Source organism: Mycobacterium sp. E2238 (genome assembly GCF_001672665.1).
Classification (GTDB): domain Bacteria; phylum Actinomycetota; class Actinomycetes; order Mycobacteriales; family Mycobacteriaceae; genus Mycobacterium.
Genome location: NZ_LZKF01000088.1, coordinates 13,506 through 29,671, shown reverse-complemented (window position 1 = coordinate 29,671; position 16,166 = coordinate 13,506). Strand labels below are relative to the sequence as shown.

Here is a 16,166-nt window from a genome sequence, read left to right as displayed (position 1 = left end):
GGACGGCGCGCCGACGCGATTCGTTCACTCGTTTTGGGTGTCGTTCCCCGCGTGTCATACCATCGAATAAACAATCTGCGGCTGCATCTGTAGCTAGAGCGCGAATCAACGGAGTGTGTCTCCTCCGAAGGGCAAGCGCTTTCCGTGGGGTTGAACAAGCAGCCCCCGGTGTTGGCAGTGGCTGTTTTAAGAGCTAACGGTGTCCCACCAGGGACCGAATGTGAGTGATAGACCATGGGCGAATTTACTGGTGATCCAATCGATCCGACCGCTTTCTCAGTGGGAAAACAGCAGGTAGATCAGGCGGTCGTGCTGACCGTCTCGGGTGAAGTGGACATGCTCAGCTCGCCGCATCTGGCCGAGGCCATCCAGACCGCGCTGGCGACCAAACCCGCCGCGCTGATCGTTGACCTGTCGAAAGTGGACTTCTTGGCGTCAGCCGGGATGACCGTTCTGGTGACCGCGCAGGCGGAGACCGAGCCGCCGACACAATTCGCGGTCGTCGCCAACGGCTCGGCGACGAGCAGACCGATCAAACTGATGGGAATCGACAGCGTGCTCGCGCTCTACAGCTCGCTAGACGACGCACTGAGCGGCATTGCTGGTGGGTGAACCTCGAGATGGGGGCACAACTGGGAACGATGGGGCGCTCTGATCCTCAACCGCATGACGTGTCGAATATCGATGACCGATCCCGCTTCGCGCGGAATCGCGTCGCCGCTGACCCGCGCAGCGCTGCTCGCGCCCGAGCCGAGTTCGGGATCTGGCTCGAAACGCATTCCACGCTCAGTTCCGACCGGTTCAGCGACGTCCTGCTGGCGGTGAACGAAGCCATCGCCAACGCCGCGGAATTCGCCTATTGCGAGGCTTCCCGGCGCGGGACGCTGGACGTGAGCGCGGCCTATGACCGGCAGTCCGACACCTTGTCCGTCACTGTCGACGATCGCGGCCGTTGGCGTCAGCAACTTCCGGCCCATTACCAGCAGCAACGCCGCGGACGCGGCATCCCGTTGATGGAGACACTCGCCGACGACGTGGCCATCGACCGCACCCCGCGCGGCACCCGCGTCACCTTGACCTGGACCGATCTGACGCAACGCCGGAACGCTTGACCCCGCGGTCCCCGACTTGCATCCGATGTGCTTGGTCCGCAATGGAATTCGTTGTCATGGGGAACTGACCCCGTAACATCTGCGCCATGGAACCGAGTCGCCGGTGGGGCGACGACCGCGCGATCCTCGATGACGAGGAGGCCCGCAGGCGCATCCTGGATGCCGTGGGCCGCTGCATCGCGCGGCGCGGCAACACTCAGTTCCGGATGGGTGAGGTGGCCGACGAGGCGGGCGTGTCGCGATCCACGGTCTACCGGTATTTCCCCGGCCGCGACGACGTCTTGCTGGCCCTGATCCTGAAACGGGTCGACCATGCGCTCGGCGAATTGGTCCGCTCGCTGGCCGCCCCCGACGATCCAGTGCGGTCGGTGCCCGAGATGGTGCTGGCCCGCGTCGAGTCGGTGGACGGCGATCCACTGAATGAAGCGCTGTTCGCCGCCGAGAGCACGGCCGTGGCGACGGCGCTCCAGAAGGGTTCGGAGCCCATCGTGGAGACGCTGTTGCGGCACTACCAACCGCTGCTGGATCGCTGGAAGTCGGCCGGCCGTCTGCACGCCGATCTCGACCCACGGTCGGTTGTCCAATGGCTGCACACGGCGACCATGTTTCTCCTGGCGCCCTCTTGGCGGTACCGCCCGGTCGCCGACCAACGCGAGTTCGTCGACCAATTCGTGGTGCGCGCCCTGGTACCGGAGATCAGACAATAACGCCTTATTGTCTGATGCCCAGACGTTCGGGTATTTTTGTCTGACCCCGTGCCGCGATGTCCGAACGACTCGCGGTGCGGGTGACACGTCCGCACCAAGAAACGAAAAATATGAATAACCCCGTGACGCGGGCGATTTCGGCTGCCGGCTTGGCCGCTCACCTGGGCCGCGGCGTGGGCCGGGTCGCCACCGACGCGGTGGTCGGCGGCCGATTGGGGTTGCCCCGGCGAGTGCGGGACCTCGACGCTGCAGTGCTCTCCAAGGTGATGGGCACCGCCGTCAGGACGGTCCGCGTCCTGGACAGCGACGCGGGGACGTCGTCGCGGGCGCGGCTGGTGCTGACCGGAAAGAACGTCCCGGACTCGGTGTTCGTCAAGCTCGCGGCGAAGACGGCGGCCACCCGGTTGATGGGTGAATTGGGCCGGCTCGGACACACCGAGGTGCGGTTCTACCGCCAGCTCGCGCCGCAGGTGGTCGGGACCCCGTATGCCTATGGCACGGCGTTCGACCCGTGGACGGGGCGCTACCTGCTGGTGCTGGAGGACCTTCCCGCCGATTCGTGCGAGTTCCCCGACACCCTGCACCCGCTTTCGCCCGAGCAGGCCAGCCTGATCGTCGAGCTGCTCGCCGACCTGCACGCCACGTTCTGGAACCGACTCCCGCGCGACGGGCGCGGCCCGTTGGGCTGGCTCTACACGCCGTCCGGCGACGTCACCTCCCTGCTGACCGGATCGCTGATGCGCGCCTCGATCAAGCGCCTTGCCGAGCGCACCGAGATCCCCCTCGAAAGCGGCCGCTTCATCGCCGACAACTACCGGGCCGTCGCCACCCTCATCGACACTCCCCCACACGCCGTCATGCATGGCGATGCGCACCCGGGCAACATGTACTTCCACGGCGGTAAGGCCGGATTGCTGGATTGGCAGGCGGTGCGGCGCGGGCACCCGTCACGCGAACTGGCCTACACGCTGATCACCAGCCTGACGCCCGAAGACCGCCAGACGACCCAGCGCGAACTGCTCGACGACTACCGCCGCTCGCTCGCCGCGGCGGGTGGGCCCGAACTGGACCGCGACGAACTCTGGCTGCGCTTTCGCCAGGCCGCGCTGTACGCGTACGTCGCGCCGCTGATCACCGCGGGCCTGGGCGGCCTGCAGGCCGAAGAGGTTGCCATGGAAGGGCTGCGGCGCGGTGTAGAAGCGCTCGACGATCTGGAAACGGTCGCGGCGCTAAAGAGTTCGCTTTAGGGCAAGCGAGTTTCGCCGAACCTATTGCGGTGACCGCGCCAAGAGTTACGCTACTTCCAGTAGCGTAATGCTGCGGGTCTTTTGCGTCTTCAGCCGCTGGCGGCAAGGAGAGTCTCATGTTCGACCTGAAGATCGTTGGTGGCACCGTCGTCGACGGCACCGGCGCGGAGCGCTATCGCGCCGACGTCGGCATCAAGGACGGCAAGATCGTCGATGTGGTCCGCCGCGGCACCGATCAACCCGAAATGGGCGGTGAGGCCGCCGAAACCATCGATGCCACGGGCCTGGTGGTGGCCCCGGGCTTTGTCGACATCCACACCCACTACGACGGCCAGGTGAGTTGGGACAGCCTGCTCGAGCCGTCCAGCGGCCATGGCGTCACCACGATCGTGACCGGAAACTGCGGCGTCGGCTTCGCGCCGGTGCGCCCCGGCACCGAGAAGTGGCTGATCGAGTTGATGGAGGGCGTGGAGGACATTCCCGGCACAGCGCTCACCGAGGGCATCACCTGGGGCTGGGAAACCTATCCCGAATACCTGGACTCGATCGACAAGCACAAGTTCGCCGTCGACGTCGGCAGCCAGGTCGCCCACGGCGCCGTTCGCGCCTACGCGATGGGCGAGCGGGGGGCGCGCAACGAGCCGGCCACCCCAGAGGACATCGAGGCCATGGGCCGGCTGGTTCGGGAAGCGATCGAGGCCGGCGCGCTCGGATTTTCCACCTCCCGCACGATGGGGCACCGCGCGATGGACGGCGAACCGGTCCCCGGCACCTACGCCGCCGAGGACGAGCTGTTCGGCCTCGGGCGCGCCATGGCCACCGGCGGTCAGGCCGTCTTCGAGCTGGCACCGCAAGGCGCCGCGGGCGAGGACATCGTCGCCCCCAAGAAGGAACTGGACTGGATGCGCCGACTGAGCGCCGAGATCGACCGGCCGGTCTCCTTCGCTCTTATTCAAGTGGACGCCGACCCCAACCTGTGGCGCGAGATGCTCGACCTCTCCGCCGACGCGCACGCCGGCGGTGCCCGGCTGTACCCGCAGGTCGCGGCCCGGCCGTTCGGCATGATGATCGGATTCCAGGGCCATCACGGCTTCAGCCACCGGCCCACCTATCGCCGTCTGGCCGCCGAATGCAGCCGCGAGGAACTCGCGCGACGCCTGGCCGATCCCGCGGTCAAGGCCGCCATCCTGGCCGACGACGACCTGGCCGCCGACCCGACCCTGTTGTTCGACGGGATGTTCGCCCTGGTGCAGCACTCCCTGCACCGCCTCTACGCACTCGGCAACCCGCCCGACTACGAGCCCACCCCGGACCGTACCGTCGCGGCCATCGCGAAGGCGCGCGGCGAGGACCCGCTGTCCACCCTGTACGACCTCATGCTCGAGCAGGACGCAACCGCCATGCTGATGCTGCCGCTGTACAACTATGCCGACGGCAACTGCGACGCGATCCGGGAGATGCTGCTACACCCGGCCGGCGTGCTCGGTCTCTCCGACGGCGGCGCCCACTGCGGGATGATCTGTGACGCTTCGTATCCCACGTTCCTGCTCACGCACTGGGCGCGGGACCGGCGCCGCGGCGAAAAGCTGTCGCTGGAGTACGTGATCCGCAAGCAGGCCCGCGACACCGCCCACCTGTTCGGCCTCACCGATCGCGGCACCATCGAGCCGGGCAAGAAGGCCGACATCAACGTCATCGACATGGATGCCCTGACTCTGCATCCCGCGGCCATGGCCTTCGACCTGCCCGCCGGCGGCAACCGAATCCTGCAGGGGGCGAGCGGCTACGCGGCCACCATCGTCAGCGGGACCGTGACCCGGCGCCACGACGTCGACACCGGTGCGCGTCCCGGCCGCTTGGTGCGCGGAGCGCGTTAAGGCTGCACGCATGAACGCGTCCGCCGGCAATCCAACCCGCGCCCGCGACGAGGACGCCATCGGCACCCCGCCGGAAAGCCCGGCCCGGGTGCCCGCGCACCGGTATTACTCCCCCGCGTTCGCCGCTCTGGAGTTCGAGCGGATGTGGCCGAAGGTCTGGCAGCTGGCGTGCATGGTCGACCACGTCGCCGAGCCGGGTGATTATTTCGAATACCGTTGCGGCCCATACGGTGTGCTGATCGTACGCGGTGACGACGGGGCGCTGCGGGCCTTCCAGAACGCCTGCCGCCACCGTGGCAACTCCGTGTGCGTGGGATCGGGCTCGGGGCTGCGCGAGCTCAAGTGCGGCTATCACGGGTGGACCTGGGACCTGGCCGGCACGCTCAGGCGGGTACCCAACCGCAAGGGCTTCGGGTCGCTGAAGATGTCCGACTTCCCGCTGGTGCCGGTCCGGGTGGACACCTGGGAGGGACTGGTTTTCGTCAATCCCGACCTCGACGCGATGCCGCTGCTCGAGTACCTCGAGGCGGTGCCCGACGACATCGCGTGGTGCCGGCTGAGCGACTTCCGCTGCTATGCCACGCTGACCGTGGAGGTCGACGCGAACTGGAAGACGATCGCCGACGGTTACAGCGAGACCTACCACATTCAGACGCTGCACCCGGAATTGCTGCGCTGCGTCGACGACATCCATGCGCCACAACAAATCTGGGGTCACACCGGAAAATCAGACCAGCCCTACGGGGTGCAGAGCCCACGCTTCGACGGCGCGCTGAGCGACGAAGAGGTTTGGGACGCTTACGTTTACACGCAGGGCGCGCTCATGGGGGCCGCCGAAGGCACCCCCTTCCCCGGACACCAAGCGGGTGAGACCGTGCAGGATCTGATCGCCGCACACACCCGGGCGTTCGCGGCCACCCGCGGGGTGGACCTCGACTGGGCGGACACGGACCGGATCACCCGCCTGCACCAGTACAACGTCTTCCCCAACATGACGCTGCTCGCCAACGCGGACCACCTGACAGTGATGTGCTCCCGGCCCGGACCTGACCCCGATCACGGCGAGCTGGTCATGTTCTTGATGACGCGGATGCCGCCCGGCGCCGCACGCGCCAAGCCGACCGATGTCCGGGTGACCGCCGGTGAGGCCGAGCCCGGCGTGGTGCTCACCCAGGACATCCAGGTGCTCGCGGGCCTGCAGCGCGGCATGCATCAGCCGGGTTTCACCCATCTGGTGCTGTCCAGCGAGGAACGGCGCGTGATCAACATGCACCGCAACCTTGAGCGTTATTTGGACCTACCCGCGTCGGAGCGAATGACCGGCGGCCCGACGGATCAACCGCCGCCAACATAATTCGTGTAGACACGCCGTAATCGGTCCGATGCGATTTAGAATCCGTTTCGTGATGACCCCGTCAAACCCGTGGGGGGACGACCGAGGGCAACTCGCGCATCAGCTACAGATGCGATATCAACCGCTCGCGCGAAGACGCGCGCGGCGAATGTGCCAGAACTTGGAGCGCGTCGGCGTCCGAGCCGCGCCCGACCGCGTGCGGGAGATGCTGGCGGGTGCGCCCCTGGCGGCTCACGAAGCGATGGACATCCATTTCGCGCTGATCGCGCTGCGGCTCGAGCGTGAAACACGCACCGCGCGGTACAAGCGGCTGAAGCGGCAGGGCACCCGCTCGCTGATGTTCGCCGGGTTGGTCCTCGTGGTGTTGAACTTCCTGATGTGCATGGCCTACGGCCTGCTGAACCTGGCCGAGCAGGGCGCGCCGCTCTAGATCCCTCAGCGCGGGACGACGATGCCGTTGTCGTAGGCGTAGACGATCGCCGCGGCGCGGTCGCGCAGGTCGAGTTTCCCGAAGATCCGGCCGATATGGCTTTTGACCGTGACGCCGGAGATGCAAAGTTGGTCGGCGATCTCGGCGTTGGAATGGCCCCGGCCTATCAAGGTCAGGACGTCGAGCTCGCGGGTGGTCAACTCCCCGATCGCGGTGCCACGCGGACCCGGGGCGGCTTTGCGGTACGTGGTGAGCACGCGAGCGGTGACCGCGGGATCCAGGTAGCTGTCGCCTTTGGCGACCGCACGCACCGCGCGGATCAGTTCCTCGGCAGACGAGTCCTTGAGCACGAAGCCGGCCGCCCCTGCGCGCAGCGCCTCGGACAGCAGCTCGTCCTCGTTGAATGTGGTCAGCGCCAGCACCGGCGGCGCGCCCCCGAGCCTGCGTGTCGCCTCGATGCCGTCGACCCGGCGCATGCGCAGATCCATCACCACCACGTCGGGCCGGTGCTCGGCCACCGCGGCAGGCACCTCGTCACCGTCGGAGCATTCCGCGACGATGACGAAACCGTCCTTGCGACGCAGGATCCGGCGCAGCCCGGAGCGCACCAGGTCCTGGTCGTCGACGAGCAGGACGCTGACCTCAGGGGTCTCCGGGGTATGTGGGATCACGCCTTGCACCACCACGGGTGCCAGCCGGTGTCACCTTCGTGCAGCGGTATGTCGGCGCGCACCGACCACCCGTCGTGGGTCGGGCCGGCATCGATGGCCCCGCCGAGCAGCTCGACGCGCTGGCGCATGCCGCGCAACCCGCGCCCCTCGGCGGAACGCGGGGCGGCGATCGCCACCGGTAACCGGTTGTCGACCGCGAGACTCGCCGACGCTACCGAGACACTCAGCGCCACTGTGGATTTCGAGTCCGGCGCGTGTTTGGCGATGTTCGTCAGCGATTCTTGGGTGATGCGGTACAGCGCGAGACCGACCGCCGGCGAGACGCGTTCAGCGGAACCCTCGACGCGCAGCGCGACGTCCAGGCCGGCGCGCTGAAAATCCGCGACGAGGACGCCGACGTCGTCGATGCCGGGTTCGGGGGTGGTCTGCGCGGGTTTCGTGGGCGAGCCGTCCAGCAGTCCGACGGTGCGCCGGATGTCGGCCATCGCCTGCCGGCCCAGGCGCTCGGCCTGCTCGAGCGCCTCGACCGCGTCGTCGACGTCACGGTCCTCCTGCAGTCCACGTCGCGCACCCGTCACGTGGAGCAAGGTGATGCTGAGCGAGTGGGCGATGACGTCGTGCACTTCGCGGGCGATGCGCCGGCGCTCGTCGGCGGCGGCGTGCTCGGCCAGCATCTTCTGCGCCTCGATCTGTTCGGCCAGCAGCAACCGTTGACTGCGCATCACGTAACCGAGCAGCCACCCGGCCCCGACGAAAGCCAGGTACAGCCCCACCGCGTCCAGGCGGTGCAGTCCAGAGGCGGCGAGCAGCAACGCCACCGCCGACGCGGCGGACAACAAGCCGACCGCTATGGAGCTCAATGTGGCAATAGACAACACCAGCAGCACCAGGAGAGCCGGGGCGAAATCGGCGTGAATCGGTGTCGACGTAGCGAACAGCATCATGGCGGTGGCGGTCATCCAGGTCGCCCACATCAAGACCGGGCTGAGCTTGGTGTTCAGGAAGAAGAACACCAGCGTCGGTGCGATCGACACGGCGAACGCGGCCAGTCCGACGGGGAGGTCGCCGGACGGGCGCTGCAGGATCGCGATCACCGCGCCGCCGATATGGCTGACATCGACGGCGATGAACGACGTCCAGGTGAGACCGACGGGAATGAGCTCGCCTCGCCGGCGAAGCTGTTCGCGCAAGTACCCCGTTGCGGTACGCAACATTGTCCAATCCTAAGAGAGCGCGCCGCCCGACCACATCATGCCGTGGGCGGCAATCGCCTCCGCCCGTGGTAGGAGGCGAAGACTGCACTTCGGCACGACGCGCAGCGGGCGACCGCTTTCCTAGCGTTTCAGTCATGACATGGACACTGCTGCACGACCGGATGGCCTTCATGGCCGAAGTGATCAAGGCCGCGGAGGCCGACCCCGAGGGGGCACTTGCGTTGGTCGCCAACTCATCCGAGGTGGCCCGGCTATTCGGTGACGAGGAGGGGCTGCTCCTTTCGCTGGGACAGCGCTGGATCACCATGCTGGTGGCCAAGCTCGATCAGGCGGCGCACGAGGGTTTGGCGGCCGAACAGGTGCGGGCCGATCTCGAGGCCGCCGAGCCTGGTCTGCACGCGCTGCTACGGGTCGGCTCCCGCAGGTCGCTGCGGGTACGCTCCCTGACCCGGGGCGAGCACGTCGCCGTGGGCCTTTTCGGCGGACCGACCGGCGATCGGCAGACCGTTGCATGACGGACGGGGATTACTGAGCCGGCTCACCGGCCGCTACGCGGTTCTGATCGTCGGCCTGTGGGTCCTGGCGGCCGCGGCCGCCAACCTGGCGTTCCCGCAACTGGAGCGAGTCGTCGATTCACACGCCAGGTCATTCATGCCGACGGACGCGCCGAGCGCGGTCGCCGCCTCGCGAGCCGCCCAGCTGTTCGATCAGACACCCAGCAACAACTTCGTTTATGTTGTGCTGGAACGCAATCAGAAGCTGACACCCGGCGACCGTCAGTTCTATGACGCGCTGACGACGGCGCTTGGCTCCGATCACCGACACGTGTACGCGGTGACCGACCTGTGGTCGCAGCCCGCCACCGCCGCCGGCGCGCAGAGTTCCGATGGGCGCGCCGTCAGCGTCATGGTGCGGCTGGCCGGAATGCTCGGGACCGCCCAGGCGCGCGATTCGGTGAATGCCGTCCGCGCCACCGTCCACCAGCTCTCACCCCCGGCCGGCCTCGAAGTCCATGTCACCGGGCCCGGCGCCACGATCGTCGACGAGTTCTCCGCGATCGATCGACAGATGCTCGGCATCACCGCCGCGACCATCGGTCTCATCCTGCTTTTGCTACTCGCCGTGTACCGGTCGCCGATCGCGGCCGCGATTCCCCTGGTGTCGGTCGGGCTCGCCCTGGCGCTGGCCCGCGCCGTCGTCGCCGCGCTCGGCCAGTCCAATGTGGTTGAGGTGTCGCTGTTTTCGGTGGCGTTGATGGCCGCCATGACCCTGGGTGCCGGCACCGACTACGCGATCTTCCTGGTCGGCCGCTACCACGAGAGCCGCCGCCGCGGCGTCGCGACGACCCGGGCGTTAGCCGAGGCTTACCGGTCAACCGCGCCTGTGGTGATCGGGTCGGCGCTGACCGTGTCAGTGGCACTGGCCTGTCTGGTGTTCGCCCAGGTGGGCTCGTTCCGGAGCGCCGGGTTGCCCTGTGCCATCGGCATTTTGGCGACCATGGTCGCGGCGCTGACCTTGACGCCCGCACTCATGAGCCTGGCCATCCGCCGGGGCTATCTCGAACCGCGCCCGTCGAAGACGGCACGGCGCTGGCGCCGCGTGGGGACGGCGGTGGCGCGCTGGCCCGGGCCGATCCTGGTCGCCGCCGGCGGGTTGACCCTGCTGATCGCGTTACCGCTGACCGGCATGCGGGTCGGCTTCAACGAACCCGCCGCCACGCCGTCCGCCACCGACTCCAACCGCGGCTATCTCAGCGCGGACCGGCATTTCGCCGCCAACTCCCTGTTGCCCGACGTTGTCGCGGTCCAGGCCGACCACGACCTGCGTAACCCGGCCGGCCTGATCGCCATCGAACGAATCACGCGCCACATCATGGCCGTACCGGGCGTACGTGCGGTGCAGTCCGCCAGCCGCCCCGACGGCAAGGTCCCCGAACAGGCGACGTTGAGCTATCAGGCCGGTGTCCTCGGCCATCAGTTCGACGACACCATGGACTCGCTGACACAGCGCCTGAAGCGGGTCTCCGAGCTGGACGCCGCCCTGGCTCAGACACAGCTCGCTGTCGACGGCCTCGGGAATGGATTGCGCGGTGGCAGTGCGGGGTTGACGGACATGTCGGGCGCCGCCGACGACATGCGTTCCGGCATGGACGGGCTGCGGCGCAACGTCACAACGGTGTCGGGTTACCTCGACCCGCTACGGGACTTCGTCGGACGGACGCCCGACTGCGCCGCCAATCCGATCTGCTCGACGGTGGACCGCGTGCTCGAGCCGGTCGACAGCCTGGTCGAGACGTCGTCGCGCCTCGATGCCGGCGCCGCGAAACTGACCAGCGGCTCCAGCACGGCCGCCGCCGCGATGGCCGGCCTGCCGCGGAGCGTGAGCTCGATGAAAGACGCGCTGGGCCAAGCCCGTTCGGCGACCCACGACCTTTTGGGCCTGACCGACACTCTCGGGCCGCAGATGCGTCAGCTGACCGACTACCTGAACGAGATAGCGACGCAATTTCAGGGCAGTGCGGCGGCGGATTTCTACATGCCGCAGCGCGCGTTGACCGATCCGCGATACACCGCCGCGTTGGGTCACCTGATCTCCGAGAACGGCCGCGCCGCTTACCTGCTGGTCTACGGAGACGGGTCGGAGTGGGGCGGCGACGGAGCCAAGCGGGCGGACCAGGTACGCACCGCCATCAAGGAGGCCACCAAGGAAGGCACCCTCACGCCGGTGGAGGTCGACCTTGCCGGCGTCGGCCCCGTGACGGCTGACCTGCAGCGCTTCGTCGCCGGTGACACCAAGTTGCTCGTGGGCGCCGCGTTGGTGCTCATCTTTCTGATCGTCACGGCGATGCTGCGCAGCCCGGTCGCGGGCCTGGTTGTCGTGGGGACCGTCGTCACCTCGTTCGCTTCGGCTATCGGTGCCAGCGTGCTGATTTGGCAGCACCTGCTGCATCAGGATCTGCACTGGGCCGTCGCCCCGATCGCGTTCATCGCCCTGATCGCGGTCGGCGCCGACTACAACCTGCTGCTGGCGTTGCGCATCAAACAGGAAGCGGCAGCGGGCTTGAAGACCGGCATCATTCGCGCCTTCGGCGGCACCGGCGGTGTGGTCACCGTTGCCGGCATCGTCTTCGGCCTCACCATGCTGGCGTTGCTCAGCAGCAGCGTGCTCAGCATCGCCCAGATCGGCACGACTATTGCGGTGGGGCTGTTGCTGGACACCCTGGTCGTGCGGGCGTTCATCGTGCCGTCCATCGTGGCGCTGCTGGGCCGCTGGTTCTGGTGGCCGCGTTCGCCCCGTCCTCGTGCCGACTCCGACGCGGAAGTGGTTGAACGGCAGCCGGTTCCGCTGGCTACTGCTGTTGGATCACCGTAGATGGAAGCCCGACCAGCACGCCTTCGACGTCGCCATCGGCGCCCACCATCAGGCCCCGTCCCGGTGGGAGCGCCTGGGCGCGGACCATCCGGTTGATCCGGTTTTGCGGGTCGTTGTCCATGTAGAGCTGCGCCACCTTCGCCGAGTTCTGGAACCGCATCCACGGATCCATCTGCAGCGTCGCCCAGTTCGCACTGTTGCGGGTGGTGAACACGTGCAGGCCGATCTGCCGCGCCCGTTCCATCAGCTTCCACAACGCCGCCCCCACCGGAGGTTTGGGCGGGTAGCTCTGATCCGGGCGCAGGTCCTGGACATCGTCGATGAGCACGAAATGCCGGGGACCTTCCCACGGCTTGAGCGCGCGCAGCTCCTCCTGGCTCAAACCCTTGGGCGGCAGCCGGGGCAGCAGGATCTGTTGTGCGAGTTGGGTGATCACCTCATCGATCTCGTCTTGGTCATAGGCGTACGCGCGCACATAGCCAGGTCCGCTGAGATCACGCAGACCGTGCGGGGCCGTCTTCGGGTCGATGAGCGTCAGCTGGGCTTCCTCGGGGCCGAACCTGCTCATGATCGCCTCACCGATGGACACGAGCGACAGTGTCTTCCCGCAGCCCTGGCGGCCCAGAATCATCAAGCCCGGGCTTTCCTGCAGCTTGAGCGGGACCGGGCCCAGTTCGTGGCGCTCACCGATTGCGAATGCGATCGACAGGTCGTCAGCGCCGCGATGCGCGGCGTCGTACTCCAGAATCGCCCGCAACTCGACCCGCTGCGGAAGCCGTTGCAAGGTAGCATGTTTGGTCACGCCCGCGACGTCGGCGATCCGCGCGCCGACATCGACGATGCTCACCGGCGCGCCGGTGGCCGGATCGGCGAGCGCCGGGACCCCGACCCGCAGCTCGTGCAGGCTGTCGGTCAGACCGAAGCCCGGACGGTTCAGCGTCCGCCGGGCCGCGTCGCGCGACTCGAGCGACGAATGCCCCATCTGGCTTTCGCTCGGGTCGGCCAGGCGCAATTGGATTCGCGCCGTGGCGTTTTGCAACAGGCTCTGCCGCTGCCCGTGGATCCAGCCGCCGGCGCTGCACATCACGTGGACCCCGTACTCGGGACCGCGGCTGCTCAACGAGATGATGCGGTCGCCCAGGACGGTGTCTTTCGAGTACACGTCGTCGTAGTCGTCCACCACCACGAACACATCGCCGAAGGGATCGTTGGGATCAGTCCCGCCCAGCCCGTCGCTGCCCGGCGCGAACCGGCGCTCGCGGAAGCCGTCGAGGTCGATCTTCAGCCGCCGGAACGAGTCCTCACGCGCGTCGATCAGCGCGTCCATGCTGCTCAAGATCCGCTCGATGCCCTCCGCGTCCTTCGGCGACACGATGTCGGTGACGTGCGGCAGTGACGCCACCTGAGCCAGGGTCGCGCCGCCGATGCAGAAGAACGTCACGCGTGCCGGGCTGTACATCGTTGCGGCCGAACACATCAGCGTCATTAGGGTGGTCGTCTTGCCGCGTTGCTTGGCACCCACCACGATGACGTTGCTGCGCAGCGCATCGACGGCGTGCACGATCTGCTTGGACTCCTCGGGGATGTCCATGACGCCCACCGGGAACATCAGGCCTGCGTTCTGGCCGTAGTCGACATGCCAAGGCTTGCCGCGGTAGGCCGACACCAGAACGTCGACGGGCTCGGGGTCCTCCAGCGGCTCCAGCCATGGCCGGCGCGGCGACCGGTGTGGAACGTCGTGCAACGACTCGCGCAGGACGTCGACGATTTTCTTCCGCTTGAAACCGTCATCGTGGTAGAGGAATTCGTCAGGCTCGGTGTCCGCGGCGGCAGCCGCTTCCAGAGCCGCGGCGTCGGATTCCTCCAGCGGTTGGAACTGCCAGTTGTACAGCCGCGGCTTGGTCAGGGTCATGTCGACGGTCGTCGCTACCTCCTTGCCCTTCGGCACCACGAAGGGAGCCGAGAGATAGAAGCAGCGGAACGGTTCGAGATCGCGCGGCCCCACCTTCAGCAGGGCGAAGCCGTTCTCCTTCGACGGCAAGTGGTAGGCGGCGTCCGATCCGATCACCTCACGGCTGTCGTCACCGGACTCCGCGCGCAGGGCGATCCGGAATGCGATGTTCGACTTCACCTTCTGCAGCGACGACAGGTCCAGCCGCTGCCCGCCCAGCATGAAGAAGACGTTGGCGCCACGGCCTTCCTGACCGATGTGGATGATCAGGTTGATCCACTTCTCGTGATTGGCAAAGAGTTCCAGATACTCGTCGACGATGACGAGCAGGACCGGCACCGGCGGCAGGTCCCGTCCTGCCAGCCGTATCTCTTCGTAGTCGTTGGCGTCGCGCGCGCCCACCGAGGTGAACAGTTCGTAGCGTTGTTTGATCTCGCCGTCGATGACCCGGCGCATCCGCTCGGCCAGGTGCCGCTCGTCCTTGCCGAGGTTCGACAGGGCGGCCACCACATGCGGAAGGCCCAGGATGTCCTGGGCCGCCGATTCGAACTTCATGTCGACGAAGATCACGTTGAACGTCTCCGGCGAGTGTGTCAGCGCGATGCCGTAGACCAGCGACAGGAAGAACTCCGACTTTCCCGAGCCGCTGGTGCCGATGACCACGGAGTGAAATCCGAAGCCGCCGAAGTCTTTCGCGCGAATGATGATGTTCTGCAGCTCGCCGGTGGGTTTCGCACCGACGGGGATCTCACACCATCTCTCGTCACCGCGGCCACGCCGCTCGGCCCACAACCGGTCGACGTCCAATTGGCGGGGATCGACGATGCCCAGCGCCCGCAGGAGCTCGGTGGCGCCGCCGGTCGAATCAGCGATCTCGCTACGCGTGGTCGGCGACCACCGCGCCATCGCGCGCGCATACCGGTAGGCCCGGTGGATCGACAGCTGGTCGGCGTGGGCGAAGAACTTGTCGCGCACCCGCAGCAGGGGCGCCGGGCGGCCGTCCTCACCGTCCGCGTCGAAGCCGTTGCGGCCGAGTTTGACTTCACCGTTGACGGGCGCACTGTGCCGCTCGCCCATCTCGAACACCTGGTCCTGCGCGAAACCCACGCCGGTGCCGACTCGGGATGCGATGCGTAGCAATGTGATTCCGGCCTTGCCTACCTGGCCGACCACGCTTTCCCATGCGTCGGGGCTGCCGGTGTTGTCGTCGACGATCACCAGGTGCGGTCCCAGATCTACCGTGTCGGCGCCCGTTTCGAGCGCCGATCCCATCGCGGTCGGGCTCGCCGGCGCCGGGGGCGTCCACGCGCCCCGCTTTCCCTTCATGTGCAGCTCGGCCCCGAGGGTCTCCTCGAGCTCCTCAGGTGTGGTGAACACCAGGCGCCGCCAGCCGCACGCGTCGAACAGCTCGTCGTGCAGATTGTGCGGGAGCCACACCATCCACGACCACACCTCGGGATTGCGGGTGACCACCATTAATTTGAGGTCGCGCGGGTTGTGGAATACCGCCAGGGAGCACAACACCGAACGCATCAGCGACCGCAGCCGGTCCAGGTCGTCGCCGACAAAGCTGAAACCCGGCGCCGAGCGCAGGTTAACCACCTTGGCAATATCGCGAATCTTGCGCTGCTCCAAGATGAAATCGCGCAGGGCCTGTCCGGTGACGGGTTCGAGCTCTTCGTCGGAGGCGATGTCGGGCCACGTCACCGACAACACCGAGTCCGGCGCGTGCTGCACCCCGGTGCCCAGCCGCACCTCCAAGAAATCCACGTCACCGCGGCCGCGCTCCCACATCCGCGGCCCACCGATGATGGCCCCGAGCCCGCGCGGATCGGAGTGCAGCGCGTTCTGCCATTCCCGCTGCGCGCACACCGCGGTCTGGATCTCGTCGCGGTTCGTGTCGAGGTCGCGCAAGTAGCGGCGGCGGCCCTTTTCCATTTCGCCCCAAGTGATCTTGCGCGCGCGTCCGAAGCGGCCGGAGAACGCCAACATGCTGAACGCGCCGATACCCATCAAGGGAAAGAACCCCGTGGAAAGGCTGCGGACGCCTGACACGTAGAGCATGACGATGGTGCCGATGAGTGCCACGATGAGCGCCGGCACCCCGATCATCACCCAGATGTTGCGGGGCTCGCGCTCGGGCAGGGCGATCGGCGCATTCGGTGCTACCCGAACGGGTTTCGGCGGCTCGAGCTTGACCCGGTTGATGGGAAACGCTTTCTTGGACATCC

At 67.2% G+C, this 16,166-nt stretch carries 12 protein-coding genes; 9 read left to right on the top strand and 3 right to left on the bottom strand.

The features are described from left to right. Nucleotides 1-234: 234 nt before the first annotated feature. From A5711_RS07500 to A5711_RS07470, 7 genes are all read left to right on the top strand, one after another. A complete protein-coding gene (locus tag A5711_RS07500; RefSeq protein WP_067945065.1) occupies nt 235-612 on the top strand; it encodes an STAS domain-containing protein in 378 nt (125 codons plus the stop codon). 59 nt (nt 613-671) lie between these two features. Next, nucleotides 672-1,112 (top strand): ATP-binding protein, encoded by a 441-nt coding sequence (locus tag A5711_RS07495; RefSeq protein ID WP_082975675.1) that lies wholly within the window; start codon nt 672-674, stop codon nt 1,110-1,112. A gap of 86 nt (nt 1,113-1,198) precedes the next feature. Further along, nucleotides 1,199-1,819 carry a TetR/AcrR family transcriptional regulator gene (locus tag A5711_RS07490; RefSeq protein WP_067945062.1) on the top strand — a complete coding sequence of 207 codons (621 nt, stop codon included), beginning with the start codon at nt 1,199-1,201 and terminating at the stop codon, nt 1,817-1,819. A gap of 110 nt (nt 1,820-1,929) precedes the next feature. Continuing rightward, the gene (locus A5711_RS07485) at nt 1,930-3,066 is read left to right on the top strand and encodes a phosphotransferase (RefSeq protein WP_067945060.1); all 1,137 of its coding nucleotides are present in this window, start codon (nt 1,930-1,932) and stop codon (nt 3,064-3,066) included. A gap of 116 nt (nt 3,067-3,182) precedes the next feature. Beyond that, a complete protein-coding gene (locus A5711_RS07480) occupies nt 3,183-4,943 on the top strand; it encodes an amidohydrolase family protein (RefSeq protein ID WP_067945058.1) in 1,761 nt (586 codons plus the stop codon). A 10-nt stretch (nt 4,944-4,953) separates the two neighbouring features. Further along, the gene (locus tag A5711_RS07475) at nt 4,954-6,297 is read left to right on the top strand and encodes an SRPBCC family protein (protein ID WP_067945056.1); all 1,344 of its coding nucleotides are present in this window, start codon (nt 4,954-4,956) and stop codon (nt 6,295-6,297) included. A 148-nt stretch (nt 6,298-6,445) separates the two neighbouring features. After that, nucleotides 6,446-6,727 (top strand): hypothetical protein, encoded by a 282-nt coding sequence (locus A5711_RS07470; protein WP_156673170.1) that lies wholly within the window; start codon nt 6,446-6,448, stop codon nt 6,725-6,727. A gap of 5 nt (nt 6,728-6,732) precedes the next feature. Here the strand turns inward: A5711_RS07470 and A5711_RS07465 are convergent, their stop codons facing one another. Continuing rightward, complete coding sequence (locus A5711_RS07465; protein WP_067945105.1) at nt 6,733-7,395, bottom strand: response regulator transcription factor; 663 nt, start codon at nt 7,393-7,395, stop codon at nt 6,733-6,735. After that, on the bottom strand, nt 7,395-8,612 hold the full coding sequence (locus tag A5711_RS07460) for a sensor histidine kinase (protein ID WP_067945054.1): 1,218 nt from the start codon (nt 8,610-8,612) through the stop codon (nt 7,395-7,397). Before A5711_RS07460 ends, A5711_RS07465 begins: the two co-directional genes overlap by 1 nt. Before the next feature lie 134 nt (nt 8,613-8,746). Here A5711_RS07460 and A5711_RS07455 point away from each other — a divergent pair, with 134 nt between their 5' ends. Together A5711_RS07455 and A5711_RS07450 are read left to right on the top strand one after the other, a co-directional pair. Beyond that, nucleotides 8,747-9,127 carry a hypothetical protein gene (locus tag A5711_RS07455; protein WP_067945052.1) on the top strand — a complete coding sequence of 127 codons (381 nt, stop codon included), beginning with the start codon at nt 8,747-8,749 and terminating at the stop codon, nt 9,125-9,127. After that, nucleotides 9,120-11,984 (top strand): RND family transporter, encoded by a 2,865-nt coding sequence (locus tag A5711_RS07450; RefSeq protein ID WP_067945050.1) that lies wholly within the window; start codon nt 9,120-9,122, stop codon nt 11,982-11,984. Before A5711_RS07455 ends, A5711_RS07450 begins: the two co-directional genes overlap by 8 nt. Here the strand turns inward: A5711_RS07450 and eccCa are convergent. Further along, on the bottom strand, nt 11,962-16,164 hold the full coding sequence (eccCa, locus tag A5711_RS07445; protein WP_067945048.1) for a type VII secretion protein EccCa: 4,203 nt from the start codon (nt 16,162-16,164) through the stop codon (nt 11,962-11,964). The genes A5711_RS07450 and eccCa overlap by 23 nt on opposite strands. Nucleotides 16,165-16,166: the final 2 nt, after the last annotated feature.

Excerpts from the sequence above, each read along its gene's own strand:
- A5711_RS07500 (WP_067945065.1), top strand. The coding sequence starts at position 235 with ATGGGCGAATTTACTGGTGATCCAATCGATCCGACCGCTTTCTCAGTG.
- A5711_RS07490 (WP_067945062.1), top strand. The coding sequence starts at position 1,199 with ATGGAACCGAGTCGCCGGTGGGGCGACGACCGCGCGATCCTCGATGAC.
- A5711_RS07485 (WP_067945060.1), top strand. The coding sequence starts at position 1,930 with ATGAATAACCCCGTGACGCGGGCGATTTCGGCTGCCGGCTTGGCCGCT.
- A5711_RS07480 (WP_067945058.1), top strand. The coding sequence starts at position 3,183 with ATGTTCGACCTGAAGATCGTTGGTGGCACCGTCGTCGACGGCACCGGC.
- A5711_RS07475 (WP_067945056.1), top strand. The coding sequence starts at position 4,954 with ATGAACGCGTCCGCCGGCAATCCAACCCGCGCCCGCGACGAGGACGCC.
- A5711_RS07470 (WP_156673170.1), top strand. The coding sequence starts at position 6,446 with ATGTGCCAGAACTTGGAGCGCGTCGGCGTCCGAGCCGCGCCCGACCGC.
- A5711_RS07460 (WP_067945054.1), bottom strand. The coding sequence starts at position 8,612 with ATGTTGCGTACCGCAACGGGGTACTTGCGCGAACAGCTTCGCCGGCGA.
- A5711_RS07455 (WP_067945052.1), top strand. The coding sequence starts at position 8,747 with ATGACATGGACACTGCTGCACGACCGGATGGCCTTCATGGCCGAAGTG.
- eccCa (WP_067945048.1), bottom strand. The coding sequence starts at position 16,164 with ATGTCCAAGAAAGCGTTTCCCATCAACCGGGTCAAGCTCGAGCCGCCG.